Genomic DNA, 15,504 nt, shown 5'->3' with positions numbered 1-15,504 from the left:
TCTCCTTAGAAGTTAGCGTCTAGGTGCGCTTCAAAGCGAGCAAAGTCGTTCTCAACATCCGCATTTTTCATTACGTCATAACAAGCGAACGTTGGCAGTGCAGACATGCCAAAGAAGCGGAAGTTTGCGTGCATGTGGAACATCAAGTCATCAACGCTACGTCCTTGGAATAGGTACTCGCTATCATCATTAAATGACTCTTCTGGTGCGTTGAAGGTAAAAGAGAGCATGTATTTCGTATTTGTACGAGTCCCGCCTGTTCCATAATTTTTCTTTGGTTCTTCTGGCGTTCTGCCATCAAAGGCACATAGCGCACCACCCATCCCCGCAGTGAATACCTCATCCATGTATTTCTTGAAAGACCATGGGATGGTCATCCAGTTGACAGGTGATTGAAGGATCACTCGGTCTGCCCATTCAAAGTTCGCCAGTTGCTCATCAACTACGATGTCATCTTGCATTGTCACTACGCGAACTTCGTGATCTTTTGATTCTAACTGAGTGCGTGCTTTTTCAACCAAAGCCGCATTTAGTTTGCCTTCAGAAAATGGAGATGGTTCGTGTGCGTTAATGATTAGAACGTTACTCATGATATTAACCCTTCAATATTTGGATGTTTACAGAGCGAATAATGATTTCGCTGTCTTGCGGTTTATTATGGTTACCTAGAATTAGACTACAACTAGTTAACTTTTAGTAACCACTATAAATTTCAGTAAAATTGACAGTAACTTAATGTTTAATAGGCACTTTATTTTTTAAGGGTTAAGGGCGGGCGTAGATAAGCAGAAATAGGTTACCAAAAGGATACTAATTGAAATATCACCGGAGGTTACAATAATAAACCACATAAACAGAATAGAGTACTAACCTATAGGACATAACTGTATGGATTTATCCCAAAAACACCCATTGTGGCGTAAACCAAAACATCATATTGATGCAGATAGCAGCAATGATCATGTGCATTGGATTGAGCTTTTTTACGATTTAGCCCATGTGGTATCGATTTTTGTTCTTGGGAACTTCTTAAGTCATCATCTTGGCTTTGGTGGTTTTGCCATTTTTGCTGCACTGTTTACCGTGATCTGGGTTGCCTGGTTTGACTTAAGCCTTTTTAACTCCATTTATGTCAGCACCGATGTCCAGCACCGTTACATTATGGCGGCGCAGATTATCACCATTATGATCATGTCATCAGCGATAGTGCATATTGATGGTGCTGGTTGGGCTTACTTTGCTATAGGTTACGCGATAAACCGAGCGATTATGTCACTGCTCTATTTCAGGGCTAAAACGGTCGAAGATAGTGAGACTTGTCTACCAAGTCGCATGTCACGAAACTTTGCTATTGGCTCAGTCATCTTCTTTATTAGTGCGTTTCTCCCTGCGCCATATAGCTACATGGTCTTTGCTGCCGGGATGGTGGTTTTAGCTGCGTTGTATGTCGCGCCAAAAGTTGGCGTACTTTACAGCAAGCGATTCTTACCGCACTTTGGACATATGGCGGAACGTTTTGTACTGCTACTACTTATCGTTGCTGGCGAGGGCTTTTTTAAGCTTGTCATTACTCTTGCAGAAAAGGGCATCGATGATGTGGTTGGCGATGTGTTTGTTAATTACGCATTTGGTGGTCTCTCTATTTTCGTTTTATGTTGGATCTATTTTGACTTTGTTGGTAATGGCAAGCCGCGTGATAATGAGCCGAAAACATTCATCAAGTGGACGGTCGCTCACCTGTTCTTGATGCTTTCTGCTGTCATGATAGGTGTTGCACTGTCAGCGGAAGTGAAGATTAGCTTTATGGATCAATACCCATTCAAATATGCGTTGATTGGTTGTTTAGGCTTGGCGACATACCTGTATTGCTTGCTTCAGATTCAAAACGTGATTGAACTTCGCACGGCCCATCGTTTTGCTACTGCTAAAGTTCGTTATATTGGTATTGCGCTGTGCTTTGTGACGCTTGCTATTGTGTCGTTTGTTCCTTCAATTGTAGCCAATGTCGTATGGGGAGCAGCATTGTTCTCTCAGATCCTCATTCCTGTGAGAACTGCATTTAAAACCCTGACTGAAGAAGCTGCGCAATAGCTCGATTAAGCCCTTTTGTTTGAACCGCAGGGCAGTCTACTTTGCGGTTTACTGGATTGCCATTATGTATCGACCAAAAGTACCGGAACAAATCACAAGCTTTCAATTGGCAGTCTTAATACTGTCTTTGTTTGTTGTGGTCTCATTAACCGTTGAACTTATCTTTAAGTTACCGCCTGAAATTCTTCAGATATTGATTTACGTAGATACCTTTATCTGCATGATCTTCTTTATCGATTTTGTGCAGCAGTATCGTGCTGCGCCATCAAAGCTTGAATACATGAAATGGGGCTGGCTTGACCTTATCTCTTGTATTCCGTTAATGGAGATGAACCAGTTTGCTCGTTTGATTCGTGTGTTTCGCCTAATCCGTGCGATCAAATCTATCTCTATGATTTCTCATGCAATCAATGAGAACAAAGCGTCGACGTCACTGCATTTTATGGTGGTCACTTCATTGATGATGATGGTGTTTGGTTCGATTTATATTCTCTATCTTGAGAAGGACATGCCGGGTGCCAATATTCATACCGCTGGTGATGCGTTTTGGTGGACATTCGTCACCATCACAACGGTTGGATACGGTGACTTTTTCCCTGTGACTCTAGAAGGGCGCATTGTTGCCATTGTTTTAATCACGACTGGCGTTGGTATGTTTGGTAGCTTTACCGCGGTTCTCGCCTCGTGGATCATGGACACTTCTAACGAGCGTAAGATGGAGGTTCAGATCTTAGAAGAGGTGCATGAGCTCAAAGCAGAGGTTCGGGAATTGAAATCAATACTAAAAAAGCAAACTGAAAGAAATGAGTAGTCAGCTATCCTGCGGCTAGACTTACCATACTTGTAGTTATTCATGAGTTGTAAATATTCAATTTTTCGTAACTCATTTTTGCCCCGAAATTGGTTAGAGCAGCAGCTCTACGCACATTGGCTGCATGTCTTATTCCATACTTGACCTAATACCATGAGGCAACACTCAGCGTAAAGAAGCCACACAGGTACTATGCTACGATGGGCTGCGTAAAACTGTTAACTGTGAGGGCGGTAGCATGCCATATTGGTGAAGTAGCGCTGATAGAATTCATTCTTCGTGCTACTTCGGCAATAGGTTCATAACGAAAGAAAGCCATGCCGACAATTAACCATAAGACCATGTCACTTGGTAATCGACGGCGGCGAATAGCCGCTTTATCGGAAAGAGTGGCTGCTTTAGCAACCCACTCATCTGGGATATGTTCAGAGAACGTGGTGAGTTGAGCTATATCATCAGGATTCTCTTCGAGAAAATCAGCAAAACAGTTTTGAATAGACATAAAAAATCGGAAACCTAGAAACAGGCTTCCGATTGTCTCTCATCAGAAGGATCGCTCAACCGATCCTTATCTGATTTACATTGCCTCATTCGAGGGGCTTTTTCAAATTATTCAGTTAGGATTGATTGTCCTTATTGCCGCTATTGAGGAGAGCTTAAGTCAATGTCAATAATGCAGTCTCTTACTGTCTGTAAAGCAGACTGTAGTGATGATGTACTAACAGAACCAAGTGCTATTCTTAGTGCATGAGGAATCGTTTTGGTTACAGAAAAAGGGTCCGCTGTAGACACAGAGATATTGTGCTTTATTAGAGTTGACGTAATGTTGTCAGAACGAATGCCTTCCTCTAAAGGTAACCAAATGAAATATGATGTGGGATGACTGATATATTTAAGTGGGCTTAAGATCTCTTTCGCTAAGAGTTGCCGCGATATCGCGTCTGCTCTCTTTTTCTCTTCTAGCTCCTTAACGACCCCGTCTTCTACCCAATTTCTGACAATAGTAGTTAATATGGATGGCGTGTTCCATGTGGTAGCACGAATTGCCCTTTCTAGCCCAGCTCTAAGATTCTTAGGGGCAATTACAACCCCAATGCGCAGGCCGGTGGCAACATTTTTTGAAAAACCCGTTACGATTACCGTTCGCTCAGGCGCATAGTGGTAAATCGGCAATGGTGGGTTCTCAACTAGATAGGCATAGGCTGTATCTTCAATTATCAGTAAGTCATGCAGGCGAGCAATTTCAGCGATCTCAATACGCTGCTGAGCACTTAGCACCCAGCCTAGTGGATTATGTAAGGTTGGCATAGTGTAGATTGCCTTCATCTTTCTTTGGCTACAAAGCTGGCGAAGAGCATTGAGATTTGGGCCATCTGTATCAAATGGGATTGGCACTAGTTCAATATGATAGAGCTGTGCTAAAGCTTTAAATCCGGGATAAGTTAATGCGTCTACACCGACGACATCTCCCGGCTGCAACAAGCCCATAACGGCTACCATTAGCCCATGCTGAGCTCCATTTACGACTAAAAGTTCTTCAGCACTAAATGTCATGCCATGTTTTGAAAAATGAAGAGCAAAGATTTCGCGATCGCTCAATGAGCCCGCATGAGGTGAATATAGAAGATGAGCCTCAATGCCGCCTGAGAATGACAAAGAACGCAGTGCATGCCTCAGAAGCTCCCCTTGTTCAGGCAATGAGGGGTAGTTGAAGTTTAGGTCTACAACATCAGAGGCAATCATTTGCTGATCCATACCATGATTTGAGGGAAGACTAATGTCCCGCACAAACGTCCCTCTACCTACTTCGCCACTTACCAGCCCCATAACCTCTAATTCAGCATAGACCCTCGTTGCAGTCGCTAATGAAATCGATTCTTCAGAGGAAAGCTTACGGTGTGTGGGCAGTTTTGTCCCAGAATGCAAACGACCAGATCTAATCGCGTCCGCATATCTATCGACAATGTTTTTGTATCTAGCTTTCACTATTAGACCTCATAACTGTTTGATTTTTAATACATGAAAGTGTGTTGGCTCTCTGACCTTTTTACAAGATTAGCGACCTAGACACAAGGATTTAACATCGAGTTATGACTGACTTATCTTGCGGAAGTTCTATGTCAATCAGGTGCTAATAAAGGTATATATGTCAGTAATCTATTTCATCATTATTATTTTCTCAATAATGGCAATTTAAATATTGTAATAAATACAACTTCCCTGTTCTCATATCAGTAAAATATAGACAATTAATTCAATTACCGAATTGTAATAGATACAATTTTGTCTAGATAAATTCGAGAAATAATATTGCAAATCCCAATGGAAAGATTATTTCTTAACGTAACTCAATCAAATTGAATGTCGTAACATTATGAAATTAATGGATTTAAATTTCTTTCCTGTTTTTATAGATCAATGTCACAAGTATTAATTTGGATTATTATGTTAAGAATCAAAGTGAATATGACATATTTTGGTTAACCAAGTATCATCCTTTTATAGATACACCTTAATATCTTCTGGTTTTAGGATTGATATGCTGTTAATAATTAACAGTCTGTGTTTTCTATATATTTTAAGTTTATTTAAAGTGGGTTATAAACCCACTTCCTTTTTAATGTTATGGAAGTCTTTTAAATGTCCTTTCAAATTATATGCTCACAAGGCCGTGTCGGAGATAGGTCTGATCGAATGCTAGAAGGTGCAAAACTGACAGCTGAGAAACTAGCTCAAAAGTATGAGACTACACCGAACTATATTGGCAAGAGATCGCCTGCTAAAAACGATGATTGGAGTGTAGCCCTACCTGAAGCAGGAAAAACGCTTGATCAATTGCAGAGTGAGCTGTCTCGATGTCTATCAAACAGTAACGTCCCTGTTATCTTTGCCTCAAATACCTGCTCTGCAAGCCTAGCAACGCTCCCTGTTGTTGCCTCTAGCTATCCAGATGTCAAAGTCTTGTGGATTGATGCACATAGCGACTTCAACACACCGGAGACAACAGAAAGTGGCTACCTTGGAGGCATGGTGCTAGCAGCAACCTGTGGGCTGTGGGATAGCGGCTACGGAATGGGCGTTAACGCCAATAACGTTGCTTTAATTGGCGTTCATGACATCGACGAAGAAGAGCTTAGCAATGTTAATTCCGCTGGAGTATTGCACATACCGCCAGCCGAACTGACTCCAGATTCGGTTGTTAATTTCATTGGAGACTCCAAAGTTTGGATACACGTAGATTGGGATGTTATGGACCCGGGTCAGATCTCAGCTGACTTCAAAGTCGAAGGTGGGCTGAAGTTTGCTCAGTTATTAGAACTTTTCAAATCACTACCTAGTGCTCAAGTTATGGGATTAGAACTTGCTGAGTTTTGCGCTGACAGTCATTTATCAGCAGCTAACTCAGAAGGACTTGATCTAATCTCTCAAGCAGTGGATATCCTATTCAAACAGAATAAGGACTCTTAATAATGAAAACCATCGAAAGCTCTCTATCAACACCTGCTTGCAATGAACGCCATAAAACTCTTCTCACGCATGCAGAGCTCCTACCAAAGTTGGATGAATTATCAGAGTGGAAAAAAGAAGCATGGGAAGAGTTCAGCTCTAGAGTCAGTTCGCCAGAATTTCCCTGTTTGTTTAGTAAAAGAGCTTGGAGCTCTAAATCCATCCATTTGCTGTTTTGCGATGCGGATGAACACAATGGTTACTATCAGTTTTTGCATGGCTTAATCGCTTACACAGACATGATAAATGCCACTCCAGTCAACAAGCGCATGTTTTCGCCATTAGTCGTTTTCTTTGCCCCTGACATCTCGCCTTCCTTGTCTGGGCATGAGCTAGGTTGGGACATTCTTAACTGGACTCACCAGCACGACATCGATGAGTGGCCAAGCCATGTGCCTAGAGAACCCGAATCATCAGAGTGGACTTATTGCTTTAATGGCGTCGAGTTGTTTATCAACATGAGCACGAATCAACATCATCAACTTAAAAATAGGAATCTAGGCTCGCATCTTAACTTCGTAGTTAACGCGAGAGAAATCTTTGACATTGTCGCCAATGGAGAAACCAAAGGTGGAAGACAGGCCAGGGAACGCATTCGAAGTCGCGTAAAAAATTACAATGATGGTCTTATGCCAACTGAACTTGGCTTTTATGGTGACGAAGAGAACCTTGAGTGGCGACAGTATCAGTTGCAAGAAACCAATGTTCCTAGACCGAGTCAGTGTCCGTTCAAATCACACAACTAATAAGAGAGAAAGCTAATGACTTTGTACAACTCAATAACTGAAATCGTTGGACGTACTCCTATCGTCAAACTTAACGACTTAGCTCCCAAAGGAGTTGAGGTATACGTAAAAGTTGAATCTTTCAACCCGGGAGGCTCTGTAAAAGACAGACTTGCGCTCTCAATCGTTTTGGATGCAGAGGCAAAGGGTCAGCTCAAGAAAGGGGACACGATCATTGAGTGCACCTCGGGCAACGTTGGAATCGCCTTTGCTATGGTAGCCGCATCAAGAGGCTACAAGTTTATTGCCGTGATGGGCGACGGATACTCACTAGAGCGCAGAAAATTAATTCGAGCATACGGCGGAGAAGTCATTTTATTTCCGAGTGAACAAGGTAGTAGCGGTGGAAATCGAATCGCAGATCAACTTGCTGAAGAAAATGGTTGGTTTAGACCTCGTCAGTTCGATAACCCTGCCAACCCTGCCTATCACCGTGAGACTACGGCGAGCGAAATACTCAGTGATTTCGCTGGGAAACGGTTGGACTATTTTGTTACTGGATTTGGTACAAGCGGAACTCTTACAGGTATTGGACAGATGCTTAAGCTAGCTCGACCTGACGTAGAGATTGTCGTACCTGAGCCTAAAGGCGCTCGTATTCTGGCAAAAAATCAGTGGACGGTTCACCCAGTTCAGGGATGGACACCGGATTTTGTACCAAGTGTTCTTGATGAAAATGTGGTGGATAACCTCGTCGTAATCGATGGCAACAAAGGAATCACTACTGCACGAGATTTAGCCCGACATGAAGGGATTCTTGTTGGTATTTCAGCAGGAGCGACCGTAGCGACAGCGTTAGAGCTTGCTAAGACTGCCCCTGAAGGAAGCGTCATATTAGCTATGGCACCTGATACCGGAGAGAGATATTTATCAACAGAGCTATTTGGTGATCTTGGAAATGAAGAAACGGATAGCTGCATTACCACATGGAGTGAAACTCGAGCTACTGCTGGGTGTGACATGTAATCTCACTCAATACTAATTAAAGGAATGAGCGTATGGAAAAGCGAATATCATTAAGTGTTTTGGCTCTGGTTATGTTCAGCGTGACCTTTTCTGTGAATCTTCAGGCTCCGCTTTATAGCCTCTATGCCGAAAATAGTAATATGGGTACTGCGGCTTTAACCGTGGCCTTTGCAGCTTATGTATTGGGGCTTTTACCTACTTTGTTCTTATTGGGTGGTATATCAAACAAGGTAGGCCGAAAGCAGCCGATATTCATTGCCTTAGTTTTGAGCGTTGGTGCAACAACGCTCCTAGTCGTGCAGCCAAACTGGAACTCCTTATTTATTGCAAGACTGTTATTAGGTGTCGCTACTGCGTTAACCACCACTTCCGTCTCTGCGTATATTTATGATCTTATCGACGAAGAAGAACTGAAGTTTGGCACTTTGCTTGTTGCTGCCTCCACATCAATTGGCTTTGGTAGTGGTGCGCTTGCAACCAGCACGAGTCTAAGTGTGACTGGAGTGACTGTGCTTCCCTACAGTTACCTAAGTCTATTTTTACTGGTTCCTATCTTGATGGTATTGCTTTCCCGACTACCTACCAATCAAATCATCAAGCCAGATCTTAAGATCATCACTTCACCTTGCTTTCCCCCCAATACATGGACCTATGGCTTGGGGATGATGATGGCATGGGCAACTACAGGCATGGTAATCGCTATCGTACCGGTTCTATTAAGTGAAATCGGATTTAGTGATTGGACGGGTATGATGGTTTTCCTTTCAATCTGTACCGGCTTTTTTATACAGCACAATGCTAAGCGTATACCTTCAAGTGTAAGCCTGATTTGTGGGTGCTTTTTGACAATAATAGGCTTTGGTCTCATAGCATTTGGATACCATCAGAAGTCAATTACGATAATTCTGATCGGGGCATCTTGCACAAGTCTCTCGAGCTACGGGCTCACATACATGGCTGCCCTATTTAAGTTTACAAGCAATCACAGCATTGATAAGGCCCGTGCTACAGCAGGTATGTATATATATTCCTATATTGGTTTTTCTATACCTGTAATCACTTCAGGTCTAGTGGCGCAACGCTTTGGGAATTGGATGGCGATGATGACTTTCCTATCACTTTTACTCGCTATTAGTTTCGTCATAGGGTTTGGCAAGCTGATAGAGATAAGAAACAAAAAACAAGCTCCCTTGATTAAAGCTAGGAACTAAAGAGGTTACATGTCAGATTCTCAGATTTCGCTCATTACTGGAGCTAACAAAGGCATTGGTTTTGAAATTGCTAAGCAGCTTGGCAATGCAGGCCACAAAGTACTTCTTGCTGGCAGAAATGTGCCAGCAATCAAACAAGCCGTCGCCGACTTGAAAGAGCAAGGTATTGATGCTTACTGCTTGCCAATGGATATCACTAACCATGAGTCAATTGAACAAGCAGCTAGTCATGTTGAAAGTATGTTTGGAAAGCTAGACATACTAATTAACAACGCCGCTATAAGAGTGGAAAAGTATGGCAAGCTTCCTTCTGAACAACCTCTCGCGCAATGGTGGGAAACTTTTAATACAAATCTGTTTGGCGCAGTGAGTGTAACATGTAGTTTCTTGCCTTTAATTAAGCGCTCAAAGGCCGGGAAAATTCTCAATGTATCGAGTCTTTTGGGTTCGATAACCCTACATAGTGATCGTACTTCATACACTTATTCTGACGAGTTCAAATCTTTACCAGCCTACAGTGCTTCAAAAAGCGCTTTAAATTCTTGGACAGCTCATCTTGCCTATGAGCTTCGAGACACTTCGATCACTGTTAATAGTGTCCACCCAGGTTATACGAAAACTGATTTGAACGATGGCGATGGTGTTTTTACACCAGAGGAAGGCGCTATCACTGCGATTGAAATTGCGCTTGATACTGAGAACGCAATGAGTGGTCAGTTTGTTCATATGAAATCCGTTCTCCCGTGGTAGTATAAGGAATAGTTAAATGAACGCAAAAAAGAAGGTCGCCTTAATATCTGATAGCGATAGTCTGTCAGTCGACTACGATATGCCTTTAATCACAGATGCATTTAAGAACACTGACGTTCAAGCAGATGTGGTTTTTTGGGACGAGTCAAACCCTGACTGGTCTATGTATGACGCAGTCGTGTTACGTTCACCGTGGACTTACATGGAGAAGATACAGCCATTTATTGAGTTCTGCCAAAACATTGAAAAGAACTCAGTTCTGCTCAACCCTGTGTCGGTTATTGAATGGAATTCAAACAAGAGCTATTTGAAGCAACTAGAGGCACAAGGTATTCCAATCGTACCAACTGAAATCATTTACTCAGAAACTGAAATACACCATGCATTGGATAGAATTCAGAACTGCGATTGGGATGTTAAGGAGATAGTGATCAAACCCACTATTGGCGCATACTCGTTTGGTGTAGTTCGACTTTCTGTCGAAGACATCGACAAAATACGCAAACATGTAACCTACTTATTGGAACTCGATAAAGGTGTCATTATTCAACCGTATCTTCATACTATAGAAGAGCACGGTGAAACGAATATGATTTATTTCAATAATACATACTCGCATGCCATAAAAAAGGAGGCTCTACTGTCGCAACATGGAGAGACTAAAACCCCTGATATGGAATATCGCAAAATAAAAGAAGCAAGTGATGAAGAGAAGGCGTTAGCGATTAGGATTTTGAACTTGGCTCAGAGCAGCTTAGGTCTTAGTGAACCACTTTTGTACGCAAGGTTAGACTTTATAGAGGATAAAAATGGTCAGCCACTGTTACTAGAACTTGAGATAACAGAGCCATCATTAAGCCTACCGCTTACCCCTAAGTGTACCGATATGTTTGTCCAATCCATTATCAATAGAACGCCATCCTTGGAGTATGACTAAGATTATCAAAAGCCCCTCGAATGAGGCAATGTAAATCAGATAAGGATCGGTTGAGTGATCCTTCTGATGAGAGACAATCGGAAGCCTGTTTCTAGGTTTCCGATTTTTTATGTCTATTCAAAACTGTTTTGCTGATTTTCTCGAAGAGAATCCTGTTGATATAGCTCAACTCACCACGTTCTCTGAACATATCCCAGATGAATGGGTGCTAAGGCAGCCACTCTTTCCGATAAAGCGGCTATTCGCCGCCGTCGATTACCAAGTGACATGATCTTATGGTTAATTGTCGGCATGGCTTTCTTTCGTAATGAACCTATTGCCGAAGTAGCACGAAGGATGAATGTCTGTGTCGATGGCTTCGCTGATGATGATCTGCACCAGGCAGACTGGACACCAAGTTAAGCAACTTTCCATACTTGTAGTTATTCATTATTTTCTAATTTAGCAAGATCGCTAGCAAACTTTTGTCCAATAGTGAGTTACGATACAAGAAAATTGAGCAACCTAATGACGACTTATAGAAGATATGTAAGCTCAAACATAGGCTGACCACTTCATTGTTTCTGCTAGCTCAGGCGCTCCCTCTTCCTTTTATCCCTAAAAATTGTCCGTATTTGTCGTGGGTACTCTTCGCTATACTTCGCGCAATTTTACAAAAAGCTCTGGATTTACGCTCCAGTTCGCTAAAAGGATAAAACATGACAGATTACGTAGTATGCGCACTTTATAAATTTGTGCGTCTTGAAGATTATGTTGAACTTCGCGAGCCACTAAAGGCTCTGATGGAGAAACACGAAGTACGTGGCACGCTATTATTAGCAAATGAGGGGATCAACGGTACAGTTGCGGCTCGCCGTGAAGGCATCGATGCCCTTCTTGCTTGGTTTAGACAAGATCCTCGCCTTGCAGACATAGTGTACAAAGAGTCTTTCGACGCAAACCAACCATTCAACCGTACCAAAGTTAAGCTCAAAAAAGAGATTGTGACCTTAGGGGTGGAAGGTATTGATCCGCGCCACGTAGTCGGTACATACGTGAAACCTAATGAGTGGAACGAGCTCATCTCTGACCCTGAAGTATTCGTTGTCGATACACGTAATGACTACGAAATCGAAATTGGTACATTCAAAAATGCCGTTAACCCAAAAACGGAGACTTTCCGTGAGTTTCCTGAATACGTCGCTGAAAACATGGATCCAGCGAAGCACAAAAAAGTGGCGATGTTCTGTACCGGCGGGATTCGCTGTGAGAAGTCTACCGCCTATATGAAGGAACAAGGCTTTGAAGAAGTGTACCACTTAGAAGGCGGCATTCTTAAATACCTTGAAGAAGTCCCTGAAGAAGAAAGCCTATGGGAAGGTGATTGTTATGTATTTGATGGCCGTGTAGCGGTAAATCACCAGTTGGAAAAAAGCGGTTACGATATGTGTAATGCTTGCCGTCTGCCCATTACTGAAGAAGACATGGCGTCAGAGGCGTATGAAAAAGGCGTCAGCTGTCCTAAATGCATTGACAAGCATACTGATGAGCAAAAAGCTCGATTCCGTGAGCGTGAAAAGCAAGTCCAGCTTGCTAAGAAACGAGGGGAAACCCACGTAGGTGGTGAAGCGGATCAAGTCATCGCTCAGCGCAGAAAAGAGAAGCTTGCCCGAAAAGAGCAGCAAAGAAAGTCAAAATAATTTCACTCCATTCTCTCTTCTATCCCCTTTGCATTGATGCGAGGGGATTTTTCTTTTACAACTAGGGCAGTTGACCTTTCAACCTAGGACGTGAAGTTAGCATGGATTTTGAAGCGACAAAGAAGCTGTACACTGTCTTTCGACAACTTGAAGATTTCGACCAATCCGATCTGGATTTAGCGAAGAAGTTTATTCATTTTAATGCCTACCAACCTAAAGACTATATATTTTGTCAGGGTGACTTTCCTCCTGAAATCCATTTTGTTATCGACGGCATTGGGCGATACTTCTATATCGATCACGATGGTAACGAGCGAAACAAGTCATTAGTAAGAATTGGCGGAGCGTTTGCCAGTGTGAGTACCGTTGTTGACGGTAGCCCCAGCCCTTTTTATACTCAAGCCCTCACTCCATGCTTAACTGCTTCAATCACATATAAGAATTTGCTTTACCTAGCGGACAACCATAGAAGCTGGGGAATATTTTTACGCCGTCTATACGAGCGCCTTGTGATCAAAAAAGAGCAACGAGAAGCCAGCTTTTTAATGTTATCGGCAAAAGAACGTTATCTCGCATTCTTACAAGAATTTGAACAGGATAGTCACCAAATACCACTTCGACATATCGCAATGTACTTAGGCATTACGGACGTCACTTTGTCCCGCATAAGAAGAGAAATGGGCTTAACATAGGTAAAGGCAGCCATACACTTGCCCAGTTAATATGAGTTCTCACCAAAAAAGGAACTCGATATGAAAAAACTTCTTCCTCCCAAAATGTTCTTTCTATTCATTATATTAATGATATTTTTACACTGGTACATGGAAACTGAAGACCTCATTCCTTACCCCCTAAATCTTATAGGAGCTCTTCTCTTTTGCTTGGGTTTAGGACTGGCCAGCGCAGGAAAACGATTATTCCAAAAGCTAAAGGCCAACATCATGACATTTGAAGAACCCAATAAAATCGTCACACAAGGTGTGTTTCAATACACTCGTAACCCTATGTACCTAGGCTTGGCTATTGCACTTATTGGCTTTGCCATCATGCTAGGAGGCTCATTAATGACATTAACAATAGCGGCCTCATTTATCATCATTACAGACAAATGGTACATTGCGTTTGAAGAGAAAGAGATGACGAAAAAGTTTGGAAGAGAGTATCAGGAATATTGCCGTCATGTTCGACGCTGGATATAACTGAAATCGCCATTCAAAGAGATCAAAGCACAAACCGGACGGTAACGGCGATAAATGCATGATCACTAGCCTGTCTGTCGAGCTCAAAGCTGGGGTTAATCAAGTGGGCATCAAGCGTTGTGTATGCCGTTACCTCTGCCATCGAATACTGCGAGTCTGGCTGAAACTCCTGAGACAATAGTATGTAATCCAACACATTTCCCTTTGCAAAGTGGTAATGAGTGGCTGGCCGCAGCGCACTTAGATGTTCAGTTTTGAAAGTGTCCCAACTATCGCGTAATCTCAGCCAATCCCTTTCCTCTTCAACATTTTTAGTCAACCAACCGCAAAGATCACTCGTCAGCGGCTGATTCAGGTCGCCCATTAATACGGTAGGGATCGGGTGTCTCGCATACTGCTGTTCCATAAAGAGACGCAACATTACGGCTTCCCAACCTCGTTGCTGGGCAGATAACCATTGTCCGATCAGTGGATGACTCTTTTCAACATTGTCGGCTTCTGTCGCTCTCTGCGATTTCAAATGGCAAACGTAAATCGCGACTTCACCAATATCTGGCACATTGATAACCGCGCAGGCAGGTTTGCGGCTGAACTCGGGTATAGGGGCAGGATAGCCCTCTAACATTGAAAATGGCGGCTCAACAGGCGCTAAACTCAGAATGGGGTACTTAGAGGCGATCGCCACCACGGGCTGAGAATACACATACTCGCTCTCTATTTTAGGCCGATCCACGCAAGCAAAGTGTTGGTAACCTATCCCTTCAAATAACCTCTTTGCAGCATCAATACTGAAGACTTCTTGCACCCCGACGATGTCTGCATTCAGTTGTTGAATCGCGTTTTTCGTCCAGCGACACTTGGATTCCCAAGCTTCCGCTTCATAGATATTTTCAAAGTCATAAAATGCACCAGGAGGCTCAATGAAATTGAACAAGTTTGCCGTGGCAAACGTGAGTTTTTTGTCTGTAAGCAAAGTACGACCTTACTGATTACTGCCAGTTTTTAGTGTAAACGCATCACTATGAATCCGCTGACAATTCTTTGGGTTAAACCAACCGACCCTGCTTAACTTATTTTTGTTAAGTCGGTTTCTACCTATGGTCAGTTTACTTTTTATCATCAAACGGGGTTGATCCAATCCAATAAAAACGATAATAATTATCATTACAATAAGTTGAGGTCAGTATGGATAGCCAAAAACCACTTTACAATGCATTCTTTAAAGCGCAAGACAGATTCATTGATCGCTACACGCCTTATGGATTCGAACCAGATGTCATTCATGATTATATTCATTGGGCGATGACGTTATCGTCGCTTTATGAACATGGCTCAGAGAATGAAAATCCATTGCTATGTGAGTTTTTCCTTCGTCAAGTCTACGCTCACTTAATTGAAGCGATTCAAGATCCGATAAGAAGTCGTACCTTCAGGCGGGTCTGCCTCGACGCCATTCATACTCCCTTACTATGCTTAAAGCGCTACTACTACCAATGGGACGATGGCGACATTAAGTTCTTACACCTACAACAACAATTAAAGCGAATTCAAACGCCGCACGACTAGAT

16 protein-coding genes and 1 pseudogene are annotated in these 15,504 nt (G+C 42.6%); 13 read left to right on the top strand and 4 right to left on the bottom strand.

Annotation, left to right across the window (positions count from 1 at the left end):
- Positions 1-5: 5 nt before the first annotated feature.
- Positions 6-590 (bottom strand): NAD(P)H-dependent oxidoreductase, encoded by a 585-nt coding sequence (locus tag CTT30_RS17275; RefSeq protein WP_252037266.1) that lies wholly within the window; start codon positions 588-590, stop codon positions 6-8.
- 298 nt (positions 591-888) lie between these two features.
- Between CTT30_RS17275 and CTT30_RS17270 the strand changes: the two genes are divergently transcribed.
- Both CTT30_RS17270 and CTT30_RS17265 read left to right on the top strand, forming a co-directional pair.
- Complete coding sequence (locus CTT30_RS17270) at positions 889-2,091, top strand: low temperature requirement protein A (protein ID WP_252037265.1); 1,203 nt, start codon at positions 889-891, stop codon at positions 2,089-2,091.
- A gap of 64 nt (positions 2,092-2,155) precedes the next feature.
- Positions 2,156-2,902, top strand: a complete 747-nt coding sequence (locus tag CTT30_RS17265; protein WP_045456777.1) for an ion transporter — start codon at positions 2,156-2,158, stop codon at positions 2,900-2,902.
- A gap of 190 nt (positions 2,903-3,092) precedes the next feature.
- Here the strand turns inward: CTT30_RS17265 and CTT30_RS17260 are convergent, their stop codons facing one another.
- Both CTT30_RS17260 and CTT30_RS17255 read right to left on the bottom strand, forming a co-directional pair.
- Entirely contained in the window at positions 3,093-3,404 is a 312-nt protein-coding gene (locus CTT30_RS17260; protein ID WP_255906789.1) for a transposase domain-containing protein, read from the bottom strand.
- Between the two features lie 140 nt (positions 3,405-3,544).
- A complete protein-coding gene (locus CTT30_RS17255; protein WP_252037264.1) occupies positions 3,545-4,888 on the bottom strand; it encodes an aminotransferase-like domain-containing protein in 1,344 nt (447 codons plus the stop codon).
- A gap of 654 nt (positions 4,889-5,542) precedes the next feature.
- On the opposite strand from CTT30_RS17255, the gene CTT30_RS17250 reads away from it, so the two are divergent.
- The 10 genes and pseudogenes from CTT30_RS17250 (at position 5,543) to CTT30_RS17205 (ending at position 13,936) form a co-directional block, all read left to right on the top strand.
- Positions 5,543-6,370, top strand: a complete 828-nt coding sequence (locus CTT30_RS17250) for an arginase family protein (RefSeq protein ID WP_252037263.1) — start codon at positions 5,543-5,545, stop codon at positions 6,368-6,370.
- A 2-nt stretch (positions 6,371-6,372) separates the two neighbouring features.
- Entirely contained in the window at positions 6,373-7,155 is a 783-nt protein-coding gene (locus CTT30_RS17245; protein WP_252037262.1) for a YqcI/YcgG family protein, read from the top strand.
- Positions 7,156-7,170: 15 nt separating this feature from the next.
- On the top strand, positions 7,171-8,160 hold the full coding sequence (gene cysK / locus CTT30_RS17240) for a cysteine synthase A (RefSeq protein ID WP_252037261.1): 990 nt from the start codon (positions 7,171-7,173) through the stop codon (positions 8,158-8,160).
- A gap of 32 nt (positions 8,161-8,192) precedes the next feature.
- Positions 8,193-9,371, top strand: a complete 1,179-nt coding sequence (locus CTT30_RS17235) for an MFS transporter (RefSeq protein ID WP_252037260.1) — start codon at positions 8,193-8,195, stop codon at positions 9,369-9,371.
- A gap of 9 nt (positions 9,372-9,380) precedes the next feature.
- Entirely contained in the window at positions 9,381-10,121 is a 741-nt protein-coding gene (locus tag CTT30_RS17230) for an SDR family oxidoreductase (RefSeq protein ID WP_252037259.1), read from the top strand.
- Positions 10,122-10,137: 16 nt separating this feature from the next.
- On the top strand, positions 10,138-11,058 hold the full coding sequence (locus CTT30_RS17225) for an ATP-grasp domain-containing protein (RefSeq protein ID WP_252037258.1): 921 nt from the start codon (positions 10,138-10,140) through the stop codon (positions 11,056-11,058).
- Positions 11,059-11,167: 109 nt separating this feature from the next.
- Positions 11,168-11,433: pseudogene (locus tag CTT30_RS17220) on the top strand (transposase domain-containing protein); the annotation flags it as partial.
- Positions 11,434-11,756: 323 nt separating this feature from the next.
- Positions 11,757-12,737 carry an oxygen-dependent tRNA uridine(34) hydroxylase TrhO gene (gene trhO / locus CTT30_RS17215; RefSeq protein WP_239864483.1) on the top strand — a complete coding sequence of 327 codons (981 nt, stop codon included), beginning with the start codon at positions 11,757-11,759 and terminating at the stop codon, positions 12,735-12,737.
- Positions 12,738-12,838: 101 nt separating this feature from the next.
- Positions 12,839-13,429 carry a Crp/Fnr family transcriptional regulator gene (locus tag CTT30_RS17210; RefSeq protein WP_252037257.1) on the top strand — a complete coding sequence of 197 codons (591 nt, stop codon included), beginning with the start codon at positions 12,839-12,841 and terminating at the stop codon, positions 13,427-13,429.
- A 60-nt stretch (positions 13,430-13,489) separates the two neighbouring features.
- Positions 13,490-13,936, top strand: coding sequence for a methyltransferase family protein (locus tag CTT30_RS17205; RefSeq protein WP_252037256.1), 447 nt, complete (start codon positions 13,490-13,492; stop codon positions 13,934-13,936).
- A gap of 22 nt (positions 13,937-13,958) precedes the next feature.
- Here CTT30_RS17205 and CTT30_RS17200 read toward each other — a convergent pair whose 3' ends face one another.
- The gene (locus CTT30_RS17200) at positions 13,959-14,909 is read right to left on the bottom strand and encodes an endonuclease/exonuclease/phosphatase family protein (protein WP_252037255.1); all 951 of its coding nucleotides are present in this window, start codon (positions 14,907-14,909) and stop codon (positions 13,959-13,961) included.
- Between the two features lie 212 nt (positions 14,910-15,121).
- On the opposite strand from CTT30_RS17200, the gene CTT30_RS17195 reads away from it, so the two are divergent.
- On the top strand, positions 15,122-15,502 hold the full coding sequence (locus CTT30_RS17195; protein ID WP_252037254.1) for a hypothetical protein: 381 nt from the start codon (positions 15,122-15,124) through the stop codon (positions 15,500-15,502).
- Positions 15,503-15,504 lie beyond the last annotated feature (2 nt).

This window comes from Vibrio coralliilyticus (genome assembly GCF_024449095.1).
GTDB lineage: Bacteria > Pseudomonadota > Gammaproteobacteria > Enterobacterales > Vibrionaceae > Vibrio > Vibrio coralliilyticus_A.
Note: the sequence above shows the minus strand (reverse complement) of the source record. Positions and strands in the feature narration are given on the sequence as shown.